14 protein-coding genes are annotated in these 13,285 nt (G+C 39.4%); 5 read left to right on the top strand and 9 right to left on the bottom strand.

Annotation, left to right across the window (positions count from 1 at the left end):
• The coding region (locus tag M901_RS08955) for a hypothetical protein (RefSeq protein WP_034721539.1) at window positions 1–344 on the bottom strand (344 nt) is incomplete at its 3' end.
• 152 nt (window positions 345–496) lie between these two features.
• Between M901_RS08955 and M901_RS08960 the strand changes: the two genes are divergently transcribed.
• Window positions 497–1,852 carry a hypothetical protein gene (locus M901_RS08960; protein WP_021277888.1) on the top strand — a complete coding sequence of 452 codons (1,356 nt, stop codon included), beginning with the start codon at window positions 497–499 and terminating at the stop codon, window positions 1,850–1,852.
• Between the two features lie 31 nt (window positions 1,853–1,883).
• Here M901_RS08960 and M901_RS08965 read toward each other — a convergent pair whose 3' ends face one another.
• The 7 genes from M901_RS08965 to M901_RS08995 all read right to left on the bottom strand — a co-directional run bounded on the left by M901_RS08965 (window position 1,884) and on the right by M901_RS08995 (window position 9,583).
• Complete coding sequence (locus M901_RS08965; protein WP_021277883.1) at window positions 1,884–2,249, bottom strand: hypothetical protein; 366 nt, start codon at window positions 2,247–2,249, stop codon at window positions 1,884–1,886.
• A gap of 179 nt (window positions 2,250–2,428) precedes the next feature.
• Entirely contained in the window at window positions 2,429–4,207 is a 1,779-nt protein-coding gene (locus M901_RS08970) for an ABC transporter ATP-binding protein (RefSeq protein ID WP_021277877.1), read from the bottom strand.
• 30 nt (window positions 4,208–4,237) lie between these two features.
• On the bottom strand, window positions 4,238–4,855 hold the full coding sequence (gene udk, locus M901_RS08975; protein ID WP_021277884.1) for a uridine kinase: 618 nt from the start codon (window positions 4,853–4,855) through the stop codon (window positions 4,238–4,240).
• Between the two features lie 5 nt (window positions 4,856–4,860).
• Window positions 4,861–5,487: a uracil phosphoribosyltransferase gene (gene upp, locus M901_RS08980; protein ID WP_021277887.1), complete on the bottom strand. Its 627-nt coding sequence runs from the start codon at window positions 5,485–5,487 to the stop codon at window positions 4,861–4,863.
• 10 nt (window positions 5,488–5,497) lie between these two features.
• Complete coding sequence (locus tag M901_RS08985) at window positions 5,498–6,697, bottom strand: URC4/urg3 family protein (protein WP_021277886.1); 1,200 nt, start codon at window positions 6,695–6,697, stop codon at window positions 5,498–5,500.
• A gap of 1 nt (window position 6,698) precedes the next feature.
• Window positions 6,699–7,976, bottom strand: a complete 1,278-nt coding sequence (locus M901_RS08990) for a GTP cyclohydrolase II (protein WP_021277882.1) — start codon at window positions 7,974–7,976, stop codon at window positions 6,699–6,701.
• A 128-nt stretch (window positions 7,977–8,104) separates the two neighbouring features.
• Entirely contained in the window at window positions 8,105–9,583 is a 1,479-nt protein-coding gene (locus M901_RS08995; RefSeq protein ID WP_021277876.1) for an aldehyde dehydrogenase family protein, read from the bottom strand.
• 169 nt (window positions 9,584–9,752) lie between these two features.
• Here M901_RS08995 and M901_RS09000 point away from each other — a divergent pair, with 169 nt between their 5' ends.
• Both M901_RS09000 and M901_RS09005 read left to right on the top strand, forming a co-directional pair.
• Window positions 9,753–10,400: a hypothetical protein gene (locus M901_RS09000; protein ID WP_034721542.1), complete on the top strand. Its 648-nt coding sequence runs from the start codon at window positions 9,753–9,755 to the stop codon at window positions 10,398–10,400.
• A 22-nt stretch (window positions 10,401–10,422) separates the two neighbouring features.
• Window positions 10,423–10,842, top strand: coding sequence for a hypothetical protein (locus tag M901_RS09005; protein ID WP_021277880.1), 420 nt, complete (start codon window positions 10,423–10,425; stop codon window positions 10,840–10,842).
• Between the two features lie 6 nt (window positions 10,843–10,848).
• Here M901_RS09005 and M901_RS16490 read toward each other — a convergent pair whose 3' ends face one another.
• A complete protein-coding gene (locus M901_RS16490) occupies window positions 10,849–11,664 on the bottom strand; it encodes an Fpg/Nei family DNA glycosylase (RefSeq protein WP_021277879.1) in 816 nt (271 codons plus the stop codon).
• Between the two features lie 81 nt (window positions 11,665–11,745).
• Here M901_RS16490 and M901_RS09015 point away from each other — a divergent pair, with 81 nt between their 5' ends.
• Together M901_RS09015 and M901_RS09020 are read left to right on the top strand one after the other, a co-directional pair.
• On the top strand, window positions 11,746–12,165 hold the full coding sequence (locus tag M901_RS09015) for an HIT family protein (protein ID WP_021277878.1): 420 nt from the start codon (window positions 11,746–11,748) through the stop codon (window positions 12,163–12,165).
• Window positions 12,166–12,518: 353 nt separating this feature from the next.
• Window positions 12,519–13,285 (top strand): hypothetical protein (locus M901_RS09020; protein ID WP_157679933.1); only part of this gene is annotated, 767 nt, incomplete at its 3' end.

Consider the following 13,285-nt stretch of genomic DNA (forward strand, 5'->3'; position numbering starts at 1 on the left):
AGAGTATTAAGTTGGAAAAGAAGATTAAGACCATCAACGATATCTTCTGGATCATCAAAGAACTTTCTGATGAATCTTTGAATATCTGCTTCAGATAAAAGATCTGGGTTTACACTTCTTACAAATTTAAACTTATCTAATTGAGTTTTGACACATTCGAGGTCTCTTTTAATGATTTCCTCAAACATATTTTTGATTCGGTCAGTGTCAATCTTACAACCTGCTGATAATTCGTCAGAAACGAAGATACGCGAGTCTTTGACTGGATCATCTTCTACGTAACCGCATGATGCGATTAGCACAGATACAATGATATATGTTAAAAATCTTTGTAATTTCAACACGTTAGTAGGTAACTCCTAAAAAATAATAACCGGTTCTATAAATTTTAGGAAAAATAGAGCAGAATGGAAAGGTAAAAGCCCATATTGGGTGATATTTACACGGTGCGTTATTAAAACTTTCATTATTGTATTAACTTTGCTTAAATGAACTCATGAAAATATTTAAAACTCTTACATTACTTGCGCTTATGGCGGGCACGGGAGCCCTCCACGCAGCTGATTTCTCAGGTAATTTCTCATATGAAAAATTCCAAAGGCTAAATACACCAGATACTAAAACTGACTTTGATGATTGGGCCGCAATTAGTGTGACTGCTAATGGAAACCCTCTCAACTCAACAGCTCACTTAGATAGTGATTTTAGACTTTATATTAATAATGATAACAAATTTAACTTCTCTGTTCCTGAAGCTTACATGGAATGGACAGATAGAGAGAGTCGACTAAGTGTTGGTCGTCAAATCCTTAACTGGAATGAGAACGAGCAGTACTGGCTTCTTGCTACGATAAATCCAAATCAAGGTTTCTACCTTCTTGGAGAAAAGAAAGAGGGACTCACAGGGATTCAATATGACAAGCGTGTGACAAAGAATCTTTCTGTCTCATTATTCTTCTCATATCTTAATATTCCTTCTCTTAACCCAAGTCTTGATATTAAAGACGGAAGAATTAGTTCCAACTCTGAGTGGGTGAGACTACCTCCTGTGGCCACGATTATTGAAGGACAAGAAGTACCTCTGTACTTTGATATCAATATGCCAAATATTGCTCAGGACGTACTTTTGAAGAAGTCGCTTGGTGGTCGAATTTCTTATTCTTGGGATAAGGATAGAAGTGAGGTTTCGGGATACTTCCTTTATAAGCCCGAACCAAACCTGAGAATGAATGCTGAAGCTTATATGAATGAAAGTCTCGATCGTATTAACGTCGTGGCCAATCCTATTGTTAACCACCACGCTGTTTATGGTCTTCAGTATAGACAGAGATTTGGTTCAACAAGAATGGTTATGGGATTTGACGTTAATGACCCTAACGCCAAGCTTGGGAAAGACTTTGAGATTTTAGATCTTGGAACTCTTAAAGAGAATAATAAGGTATTCGAGTCTGAGTATTTCTCGATTAAGCCTGCTTACGATAAAGAAAGTTACTTCCATACATCGGCCAATCTAAACCGTGGCTCATATATTCTCTCTCTGAACTACATCCACAATATTACGGATAATACGAGAGGGAGTGATGATTTCTACTCAGAAACTGTTAAGTGGAAGAGGGCCATTGGTGCGAGAGCTCGTTATTACTTCGATGATTTCTTCAATGTCATGGTCGACTTAAAATATGATATTGAAAGAAGAGATAATATCCTGAAGGCCGAGGCCAATTATATGATCTTCAATCGTGCCTCATTCAATGTGGGGATGGAGTTGATTCGCTCTCCAAAGGACACATCTTACTGGGCCGCCTATAGGGCCAATGATGCTGTTTACTCAAGTTTAAAATTCTTATTCTAATAAAAAAGGCTCCTTTCGGAGCCTTCGTTCTTTATTCGCAATAAATATCGCTATCGTGAATTTCTGTGATCAATTCTCCCTTACTATCTAAGATAGAACCGAAAGAGTTTCCACCATCACAGTGATCTTCAATTGTGTAATACATTGTGACTTCTTCACCTGTTACACTATGCTTTAACTCGACTTTTTCAATGGCATCGTGGCAGTTCTCATAGGCATCCTCATAGTCTTGACCGATATTAGGAATCTTATTGAACTCGTCCTCTGTAAGAACGGCCCTTTGACTTGAAACAACTGTGAACTTTGATTCTTTCTCAAGTTCCCAGATATTCCCTGATTCGCAAACTGCGCTAGCTAATGTTGATGTAGTGATAAGTGCTAGTAATAGTGCTTTCATAGTGGTGTCTCCTATATTGTTTTCTTTTCTCTCTTCGTTGGAGGCAATATAGAGAACCCACCACCCCGTGTAAATTATAATGGTTCTATCCAATCTATCTAATTTTTCGATATCGCAAAGGTGCCATGCACCTTTTGTTTCGCAGGTGCTAAGGCTTTGGATGGTGGAGTAGTCAAATACTATGTCTTTTGAACGCGGGCACCCGTTTGGACTTGCCAGAGAGCATTGTACATACCATTTTTTTGAGTTAGTTCGTCATGAGTTCCTTGCTCAAGGATCTTTCCATTTTCTAACACAATAATCTTATCTGCGTGTTTAATTGTCGAAAGACGGTGGGCGACCATAATTGTAGTGCGATCCTTTGTAATTCTTTCGAGTGATCTTTGAATTGCAGCTTCTGTTTCATTATCAACCGCACTTGTGGCCTCATCAAATATAAAGAGGTGAGGGTCTTTAATAAGTGCTCTGGCAATTGAGATTCTCTGTCTTTGGCCTCCAGATAATTTCTGTCCTCTTTCTCCAACGATTGTGTCATAACCCTGAGGAAGGGCCTGAATAAATTCATGGGCCTCTGCCATCTTCGCCGCTTCAATAACTTCTTCACGTGTTTTATCAAAGCTACCATAGAGAATATTATCCATAACTGTTCCGTGAAAGAGGTAAGTATCTTGTGAAACAAAACCAATAAGTGAGCGCAAGTTATCCTGTTCGAGATCTTTTATATTATGGCCATCAACGGTAATTTCTCCTTCGCTTACATCATAGAAGCGAAGAAGTAATTTGAGAATTGTACTCTTTCCAGAACCTGTCGTACCAACAAGGGCGACTGTTTTTCCGGGAGAAATATCGAGATTAATATTGTGAAGGATTTTATTACCTGACTCGTATGAGAAAGACACATCTTGCATTTTAATATTTCCACTGAAGCTGTCGTGGGCCAATGTTTTTGACCCATCATTAATTTGAACTTCAGTCTTTAATAGGTCCATGATTCTATTTGTCGAGGCCATTGCTCTTTGATAGAGATCAAATGTTTCACCCAGGCGTGTTAAAGGCCATAGTAGTCTTTGAACAAGAAAGATTAGCACAGAGTATGATCCAACCTCCAGTTTTCCCTCAAATACATGAATTCCACCAAGAACAAGAGCGAAGAGGAATCCACAAAGGACAACCATTCTGATCAGGGGAGAAAAAGAAGATGAAAGTACAATGGCCTTTTTATTTGAGTCGGCATAGGCCAAACTCTGTTGCCCTAGGCGCTTTCTTTCAAAAACTTGGGCCACATAAGATTTGATTGTCGCCATTCCTGAGAGATTATTCACAAGCATACTGGCAAGCATCCCTGCCTCTTCTCTTACCCCAAGATATCTTGGTGCGATTCTTCTTTGGAAGTAAAATGATCCCCAAAGAATAAACGGTACTGGTAGGAATGATAGGCTGGCTATGGTTGGTGAGATAATGAAGAATATGGTTCCAATCGAAATAACAGTTGTCAGAAGTTGAAGAACTTCATTGGCCCCAACATCGAGAAAGCGCTCGAGTTGGTTAACGTCGTCATTCATAACTGTCGTTAGATTTCCTGTATTTTGATTTTCAAAGAATGAAATATGTAGTCTTTGTAAGTGTTCATATGTTTCCATTCTAAAGGCATGTTGCACTTCTTGAGCAATGTGACGCCATCTGACTTTGAAGAGGAACTCAAAGAGAGATTCAAGGGCCCAGATAATGAATGTGAGAAATCCCAAAAGATACATCTGGTGAAGGTGGTTAGTAATTCCAAAGTCTGCAACAAATGAGCTTTCCTTTTTGACTACCGTATCGACTGCTAATCCAATGAGTAGTGGAGGGGCAATATCGAAAATCTTATTGAGTACTGAATATATTGAGGCCTCAATAACCTTGGACCTCTTATCTGTGAAGTGGTTCCATAGGGCCTTGAGTGGTGAGTTATGAGTCATGATATCTCCTTAATTAGGAGATATCATAGCTTATAAAAAGTTCTTTGTAATGTATTCGGCCCATTTGTCGAGCTTTTCATCAAAGTCATCGACACAGACAATGTCGCAGGCGTGATCTTTTGATGGTTCAACGAACTCATCATGCATAGGCTTAACTTGTTTGAGGAATTGATTCTTAACCCCTTCTGGAGTCCTTCCACGCTCTTTAACATCGCGGTTGAGACGCCTTGAGAACCTTAGCTCTTCTGGGCAGTCGATAAAAACCTTGTGATCAAGTTGCTCAAGCACTGGGTCTTGAGAAAAAATCAAAATCCCATCAACAAAAACTATTCTCTTTGGTGTGAAGAGATTCGTTTTTTCAAGCCTAGAGTGAGTTGCGAAATCATAGATTGGAATTTGAATCTCTGATCCCTGTTTGATCTGAAAGAGGTGTTCACCCATCAGATTAAAATCAAGGGAGTTTGGGTGATCAAAGTTCACTGAACCACCATCGTGATCAAACTTACTTGATTGATCAATATAGTAGCTATCCTGTCCGACGACTCCACAATGTGAGGGGCCAATCATATCTTGGAGGCGGGAAGCAAAGGTCGTTTTTCCAGAACCACTTCCTCCGGCAACCCCAATGATGAGAATATCTTTACTCATGGAACCTACTTTGTGTTGTATAATCTATCACCAGCATCACCGATACCTGGTAAGAGATAACCATTGTCGCTTAATCCTTCTTCCTTGCTTAAACAAATAATGTCAACATCAGGATGGAAATGATGTAATCTTTCAATACCTTGTGGGCTACAAAGAACGGACATCATTGTGATTTTACCTACTTCGTATTGTTTGAGTCGATCAATCGTGGCAATGGCCGTGTCTCCAGTGGCAAGCATTGGATCAATCAGAAGAACATCTCTTCCTTTAGAGCCTTCTGGGAGTTTGAAGTAGTACTCAACTGTATTATTAATAAATTTATCGCGATAAATTCCAATATGTCCTGCACTTGAAAATGGAAGTGTTTCTAGAACTCCTTCGATCATTCCGTTACCGGCCCTCATGATTGAGACAATCGTAGGGTAAGTCTTTGGACGAGTCCCTTTTGTCTTTGCAAGAGGAGTTTCTAAGTCAAACTCTTCCGTTGGCATGTTCTTAGAGTATTCATATGCTAGAAATTTTCCTAGCTCATTCATGATTCCGCGAAAACCAATTGAGTTCGTTTGCTTATCTCTTAGGATTGAAAGTTTATGTTGTAGTATTGGATGCTTTATTTCTGTAAAGTTTTTCATTCTAATCTCCTTAAAAAACAGTCCCGTCACTATCCAGTTTTAGTGGGGGAGAAGAGTCTTCTCTTAACTTCTTGGCGATACGTCTTCCGGCCCACCATGTTCCACCTTCGAGAACTTTTGCGAGTGGGAATTCTTCAGAGTTAAAACCAAGTTTCTCTCTTACAATGTCAGCAATTTTATCAAGCATAACAACTGTTAAGGCACGCCACTCGATAATGACTTCACTATCTGGTTTGTGGGCCTTTTTAAGAAGAGCAGTGTCTTTTAAAGTTATTAGTCCAGTATCAATAAGGAGCCCTCCATTACGATACTCTGCAAGTCCAGTCATTTTAGAGGCACTATGAATTTCAACACCGGCCTGCTCAATTGGCTCTATTAATGAGTATGTTAGCCATTGAGAAAGTTTGTGAAATGGAACAAGTGAGTCGAGATCATTCTTTTCACCAAGTAGTGGGTGATTCCAAACATCCCCAAGATTCACACCATCGATATTAATTCTAGAAGGCCAGATATCTCCAAAGTTTATGAGGACCGCTTTTAAAAGGTCTTCTGCTTCAAAACTCTTTCCCTTGGTTGCGATCATGTGGTCGATAATATTACCAGGACGTCCATCTTTAAAAACTTCTGGTTTTGCGGCCACACATTTACCTAGAGAACAAAGTAGGCTTGCTCTTCCTGAAACACCGATAAGAGGGTTGCTCTGAGAAACTTGAAAGGCCTTCTCTATATCTTGAGAATCAATATTCATGAGTTTTTTCGCATCGGCTCTAAGTGAGCCATCACTTGAGAAAGCTCCATTCATAAACATATGCCAGCTTGCAACTCCTAGACCTTCTGAACGATTAAATGATTTTCCATTTTCATCAAAGGACCATGTTGCACCAGCTCCTGCGTCTAAAAGAACTGAAGTAATAACGAGATCAAGTTTTGTTCGGGCCCTTTCTACTGGATCAAGAGACTGAAGTTTCTCATCTAATTGTGAGTTTCTATCGACGCCACCAACTTGAAAATGTCCCCATCTCGAGTGGAAAGGGATTTCTAAAGTTGGGTAATTATCTTTGATGACTTCGAGAACAAACTCCGCCACTTCAGGGAGTTTCTCTTCGTGAATTTCAAAGTGCGTCTTTCCTTCTTTTGTCAGGTCAAAGAGTTTTGTGGTTCTCTCTCTAACGGCTTTCGCACTTAGTAGGTATTTAATTTTATCATTCATATTATTCCTCTAATTTTCTTCCTTGAACCTTGTGTAACTCGTCAGTGTTTTTGACGTCACCATCTGTAAAATAACCGGCGGCTTTCTTTGCCTCCATTTCTACTGAAGCGTCAGCTGGGATAAGTTCTGGTGGGATTGATATTCTATTAACGACTTCAATTCCACTTCCTACGATCGCGTCGTACTTCATATTAGACATTGAGTGAAGATTGTGGATTTTCTTAACACCAAAGTAGTGTAGGATATCCGGCATCAACTCCTGGAAGCGGGCATCTTCAACACCGGCAACACATTCTGTTCTCTTGAAGTAGTTGGCCGCAGAGTCTCCACCTTCTTGTCTCTTTCTTGCGTTATAAACAAGGAATTTTGTGACTTCACCTAGAGCACGTCCTTCCTTTCTAAAATAAACGATAAGGCCAACACCACCATTTTGTGCTGTTTTAGCTGCATGCTCGATTCCATAAGTAAGGTATGGACGACAAGTACAGATATCAGAACCAAATACATCTGATCCATTACACTCATCGTGAACACGACAGGCCAGTTCGACTTCTGGATTTGCGAGATCATCAACATTCCCGAAAACATAAGCGGTAGATGAACCGATTGGTGGAAGTAGAACTTTGAGATCAGGTCTCGTCACAAGCTCTGGAAACATTCCTCCGGTTTCATTGAAGAGGATCTTTCTCAGTTCACCTTCAGAAATCTTTAGTCGTTTGGCGATTCCCGGTAGGTACCAAACTGGTTCAAGAGCAATCTTTGTGACGTTGATATCACCATTTTCTGTAATAATTTTTCCATCTGGTTTGAGACGACCTTTGGCAATAGCATCGTAGATCTCTGGCAGTTGAAGTCTTGCCTGAGTGACAGCAATTGTTGGTTTAACATTAATTCCTGAATCAATTTCTTCTTTAAAGATTTCTTGAACATGACCTCCCCAAGGATCAATTGAAACCATTTTCTCCGGATCATACCAAGAGTCGTGTGGCCCAATTTTTGCTGTGGCGTGAGTATTTTCAAGATCAGGCTTGTGATCACTAGGGAATTTCCCCTGAGCAATCGAAAGGGCGCGATAAACAGTATAAGACCCACTGTGTGTCCCAATTGCATTTCTATTTTCTTTTTGCGAAATCGTTGCGATAACTGGACCTCTTTGTTTTGGGTCCTTCGCTCCCCAGTTAATTGGGAGAGATTCTTTATAGATCTGATTAATGTGTGAAGTGAGAACCACATGATTGGCCCTTTCAAACTTCATGTTTTTGATTTCTTCATTCGTCATATTTGTCTCCTCTCATTACAAACTTTAAACGGAATAAATGTAAAAAGTGCACGATCACTCTTCGTCATAAGAAAATCTCTCTCTTTATTTTCTTACGAGTCATAAGCCGTCATCGCGCACCTAATGTCTTAGCTCATCCAATTATGGTCATTTTGCATCTGCCACTTAGTTGTGACTTTTTTAACATCTGACCAGAAATTGAGTGAGTTTTCCCCCGTGATGTCCCCATAACCAAATTTTGATTCGTTGATTCCACCGAAACTAAATGGTTCTCTCGGAACAGGAACACCAATATTAACCCCAACCATACCAGCGCTTGCATTTTGACAAACAAGTTCTGCCATGGCCCCGTTATTTGTGAATACACTTGCTGCATTTCCATATTGATTAGAATTTTCAATCTCTAGGGCCTCAGTCATATTCTTGCATCTGATGATTGAGATCACTGGCCCAAAGAGTTCTGTGATAGCAGCTTGAGTTCCTGGCTTAACTCCATCAAGAATTGTTGGACCTAACCAGTAACCACCTTCAAGACCTTGTGGTGCTTGATCTTTTCTTCCATCAAGTAGAAGTGTCGCTCCTTCGGCAACAGCTTCGTCAATGGCCTTATTAAGGAACTCAACTTGTTCCTTTGTGATGATGGCACCCATCTTAGTCCCAATTGTTGTTTCTTGAGCTCTTTCTTTGATTTTCGAAATTTGCGCTTCAACATCACCAACTGCAAGTAGAACCGAAGCTGCCATACAACGTTGCCCTGCACACCCTGTAAATGAGTCAGCAATACCTGTTCCCGCCATGGCCGGATCAGCATCAGGAAGAAGAACAATATGGTTCTTAGCCCCACCTAAGCATAGGGCGCGTTTTCCGTGTGACGTTGCTCTTTGATAAACAATTTTTGCAACTTTAGATGAGCCAACAAAACCAACCGCCATGACATGATCATTGTCGATAATATTATTTGTCGTCTCAACTTGGCCGTTTAGAATTGTCATAACTCCAGCAGGAAGACCTGCTTCAATAAGTGCTTGTCCAATAAGAGTGGCCGTTAGAGGTGTTTTCTCAGATGGTTTCCACACATAGGCATTTCCAAGTGTGATTGCAATTGGAATTGTCCACATTGGAACCATTGCCGGAAAGTTAAATGGAGTAATTGAAGCAACAACACCAAGTGCTTCACGACGATACTCACAGTGGACACCACGTGAGACTTCCATCTTCCCACCACCATCAAGATTTTGTAGTGATAGAGCAAATTCTAGGACTTCAATTCCCTTCATAATACCGGCCTTAGATTCACCAAGTGTTTTTCCACTTTCTAGTGAGACCATATTAGAGATCTTCTCGATATCTCTATGTAGGATATCCCTAAAACGGAACATGACTTGCGTGCGCTCTTTTAGGGGAGTGGCCTTCCAAGTTTTTGAGGCCTGGTGTGCCTTATCGATAGCGACTCTAACTTCTTCAGAAGTCGCCGCATTTGTTTGTCCAACAACCATTCCATTATAAGGAGAGAAGACTTCAATCTTGTCACCTTGTCCTTGAGTCCATTCACCACCAATCAGGTTTGGGCACTGAATGAGTTCTTTTGGAAATTCTACTTTATTCATATATTCTCCATGCTTTAGAATTAGGGGAAACAAAAATTATAGTTAGATATAATTAATTGTGAAAAGCCGCAGTGCTAAATGATTGATTTTACTTGAACCACGGTCACTTCAAATAAGAAATTATTACAGTTTTTGACTGTGTGCAGCGTTTTTCTGATATGAATGCCCCATGAAGAAACTAATTTTAAGCACAGTTATCTGTGCCACGGTATTGCTATTGCCGACCAAGGCCTTCGCTGAGTATCAGTGTATGCAGGCCTATCAGGAAAAGATTGAAGAGTTCTATCCTGATGCAGATCTTGATGAAGATCAACAAGGTTGGGTCTATAAGTTAAAAGGATATTACTGGCTGACAAAGGTGGTGGGTAAACCAGCTGCTGGTTTTGTTGTGGCCGTTGTTCCGGGTGCCATTCCTGTGGTTCTAACTGCGACAACTGTAGCGGGCTTCTTTGATCTTTTAAAGAATGAGAGGGGAATTGTTGGAGCTTATATTGTGTTAAAGATTTCTGAGATTGAAGAAAGTGAGCTGGCGAATCAGGATCTTGATTCAAAACTAGAAGAGGAAGTCTTAAACCTTCAAGAAAATAAGTATAAGCGTGAGCACAACCTCTTTGCGACTTTTGTTAAGCGCGTGAATAAAAAGTATAAGAATTCGAATTATACTTATGAGCAGGTAAGAAAGACTGTTGTTGAGCTTGCCACTGAAAATGATCAACTCTGCAATCGAAAGGGCAAGGAGAAGTTCACATCTCTTAAGAGACTTATTCGCCTTACAAAGAAGAGATTGATCGCAAAGCATGGCCCTAAGAATTACTAAGAAGAAATACTAAGGAAAAAATATGAAAGCACTAATCAAGAACACAGCACTAATTCTCATGAGTCTTCTGACTTTTTATCAGGCCGCACAAGCCGCTTGTCAGGTAGGGGATTACAAGTTTCAAGTGAATCTCTCTGGAGAGACAATGAATGATGCCAATACATATGAGCAGGCATTTTTCAGTGATCTACGAAATGATCACGTCTCAGTCATCAATACAAAAACGGGCAGAGAGTATATCTTTGATATCGGGATGGTGACAGATGATGGTGCCGGGAATTTTGGAATTGATGCCATCTCTTCAGCAGATGGAACAGCATTCTCAGTTTTTCATGACCATGAGGATTGGCACAATGGATTATCTGGTGACTTCTCACTTCCATCAAATGAGATCATCGATCTAAGTTCTGTAAAAGATTGCGACTACGATAGTCTTTTTTAGAATAAACTACTTTTGGCAATGAGGGCAGTAGTAAGTCCCTCGTTGCGCGAGAGTGATTTTCTTTACTGACTCCTCACCACAAAGACCACAAACTTTCTGATAGAAAACCACGAGGTTCTTAACACCTTCACCTTTATCACCATAAGCATCCTGATAACCACCAGAAAATGTCGTTCCTCCAGTTGTAATCGTATCATCCAAAACAGCTTTTGTTGCCTTTAGAAGATTTTCCAGATCAGTCTTTGATAAGGTTTTCATACGACGAGTCGGTCGAATACCCGCTCGTGCACAAAACTCGCTGGCCATGTAGTTTCCTACGCCTGCAAAGAAATTCTGTTCTAGAAGAAATGGCTTTATAACCTTATTTGGTTTTTCTCTTTTCAATTTAAGCAAGTATTCCAAATTAAACTCAGGCTTTGAAACATCTGGTCCAAGTCTTGTCAGCCACTGAGCTTCATTCTCCAGATTAAAAAAATGCATGACCCCAAATCTTCTAGGGTCGATATAACCAAGATGAATATCACCATCGCAATTTGTGCCAGAGAAAATGACATGAGTATGCTTCTCACCAATCGGCCGCTGTGCAATTCTCCACGAGCCACTCATTCCCAGGCCACTGATAATTCTTCGATCTCCATCAAGATAAAACCTTAAAACTTTTCCCTGCCTTTCAATCTTTTCGATCGTGAATGAATCAAGAGGGTAGTCCTTGGTTTTTACAATGGAATCGGACAGGTCAGATAGAATGATTTTCTCCACTTTTATTGGGAGTTTTGGTTCTATTTGAGATTTGATGGTTTCGACTTCGGGTAGTTCGGGCATAAGTTATTGATAGCTCCTGATAATCAGATATAATTATAGATAACTAATTATAACTATAGATAGTGAAAAGTATAGGTCGTTATGGATTGTGTTTTTTGTAAAATATTGAGTGGTGAGTATCAAGGCTCATTTGTTTATAGGGATGATGTAGTTACTGCATTTTTAGATATCGCTCCAGTTAATAGAGGTCATGTTTTAGTTGTGCCGAATATTCACTGTGAGCGCTTTGCAGATATTCCTTCAGAGATAGTAGGACATATGTTTCAAGCTGCTCAAAAGATTACAGGTGGGATTGAAAAGTCTGAGTTAAATTCAGAAGGCTTCAATATTTTTCTTTCTGATGGAGAAATTGCTGGTCAAGAAGTTCCACATTCTCATTTACATATAGCTCCAAGGTTTAAGGGAGATGGTCATAAAATAGGGTTTTCTCATCATGATAGTGAAGAGTCGGTAAGAGAGAAACTAGAGGTTACTGCAAAAATTATTTCAAATAATCTTTAGAACCATTAGTCCTATTAGACCCAACTTTTATAAATTGAAATCATTCTAGATTATTTGTGATAAGCATTGATAAAGTTGAGAACTCAGTACTCATCGTAGACCAAAATGATTCTAATCTTTTAGGTCCATTGCGATCTTTTCTTCTGGTAGTTCTGGCATGCCCTTGCTCTATCTTATTAATATCAAAGACTTATTTCTAATGATGCCTGAACTAAGAGTTCGGGCATAGTGACAATAACTAACTGTAATGAAAGAATAAAGTAACGTAAGCAATTTCGCAAATTTAATACTCGGACGTAGTTATAATTTTATCTCATGATATTCCCATGACATGAATCGGATAAAAAATAGTAATGAAGCAGAAAATATCGATTATCACATTCATTTTAGGACTGGTTCTAGTGATTTTCTCGTTCACTCTTAGAGAGTCATACGAAAAAGAGATGTATCAGTTATATATAAACCAGCAAAAAGTTAATCTTGTTAAGGGGTGGACAAAAAGCTGGCAAGATTACCTCGTGCAAAACTATAAGCAAGAGTCTGACTCAAATGCTATCACAGTAAAGGTTGATCGTAATGGGAGGCTAGTTGATAAGAGTTTCTTCCCAACTAAATCAAAAAATGAAAGTGACTGGAAGCTGTTCAATTCATTATCTAAGATTGATCAAAAGAAATTTCTCGAGTCTCAACTAAAAAAGAATGGTAGCTGGGATAAGGCACTGGCCGTTAAGAGGTTAAATTCTCTGGATGATACTTATCAATTCAAAGAACTTAGTCTTTATGAAATGACTCTTGTTGATCATAAAATAAAAGAATCGGTTTCACTTATCTTTACGCAATTAAAAAATAAATCTGATTTTAGTAATATAGAAAATCGCTATACTTTTGGTGATGTCTTAATGAAAGCTGATAAAGATGGAGTTGTGTCATTATCAGTTCCATCGCTAAATTATCTAACAGAGACGCTGTTTCCAGCTTTTAAAAGTGAAGCTAATGTTACAGAAATAGAGTTATCCGCAAACCCTTTCAATATTCAAATCAAGCAAGGATTTAATCCTTTTAAGTTCAATTCGTTTAGAGAAAAGGCTCTAATGGGACTTGGCTTTGTCTTTCTCTTTTT

The sequence above is a fragment of the Bacteriovorax sp. DB6_IX genome (assembly GCF_000447775.1).
In the GTDB taxonomy this organism is placed as follows: Bacteria; Bdellovibrionota; Bacteriovoracia; order Bacteriovoracales; family Bacteriovoracaceae; genus Halobacteriovorax_A.

What these genes read in the sequence shown, in the direction of transcription:
- M901_RS08965 (WP_021277883.1), bottom strand. Translation starts at nt 2,249, where the DNA reads ATGAAAGCACTATTACTAGCACTTATCACTACATCAACATTAGCTAGC.
- M901_RS09005 (WP_021277880.1), top strand. Translation starts at nt 10,423, where the DNA reads ATGAAAGCACTAATCAAGAACACAGCACTAATTCTCATGAGTCTTCTG.
- M901_RS09015 (WP_021277878.1), top strand. Translation starts at nt 11,746, where the DNA reads ATGGATTGTGTTTTTTGTAAAATATTGAGTGGTGAGTATCAAGGCTCA.
- M901_RS08990 (WP_021277882.1), bottom strand. Translation starts at nt 7,976, where the DNA reads ATGACGAATGAAGAAATCAAAAACATGAAGTTTGAAAGGGCCAATCAT.
- M901_RS08995 (WP_021277876.1), bottom strand. Translation starts at nt 9,583, where the DNA reads ATGAATAAAGTAGAATTTCCAAAAGAACTCATTCAGTGCCCAAACCTG.
- upp (WP_021277887.1), bottom strand. Translation starts at nt 5,487, where the DNA reads ATGAAAAACTTTACAGAAATAAAGCATCCAATACTACAACATAAACTT.
- M901_RS08970 (WP_021277877.1), bottom strand. Translation starts at nt 4,207, where the DNA reads ATGACTCATAACTCACCACTCAAGGCCCTATGGAACCACTTCACAGAT.
- M901_RS08985 (WP_021277886.1), bottom strand. Translation starts at nt 6,697, where the DNA reads ATGAATGATAAAATTAAATACCTACTAAGTGCGAAAGCCGTTAGAGAG.
- M901_RS16490 (WP_021277879.1), bottom strand. Translation starts at nt 11,664, where the DNA reads ATGCCCGAACTACCCGAAGTCGAAACCATCAAATCTCAAATAGAACCA.
- M901_RS09000 (WP_034721542.1), top strand. Translation starts at nt 9,753, where the DNA reads ATGAAGAAACTAATTTTAAGCACAGTTATCTGTGCCACGGTATTGCTA.
- udk (WP_021277884.1), bottom strand. Translation starts at nt 4,855, where the DNA reads ATGAGTAAAGATATTCTCATCATTGGGGTTGCCGGAGGAAGTGGTTCT.
- M901_RS08960 (WP_021277888.1), top strand. Translation starts at nt 497, where the DNA reads ATGAAAATATTTAAAACTCTTACATTACTTGCGCTTATGGCGGGCACG.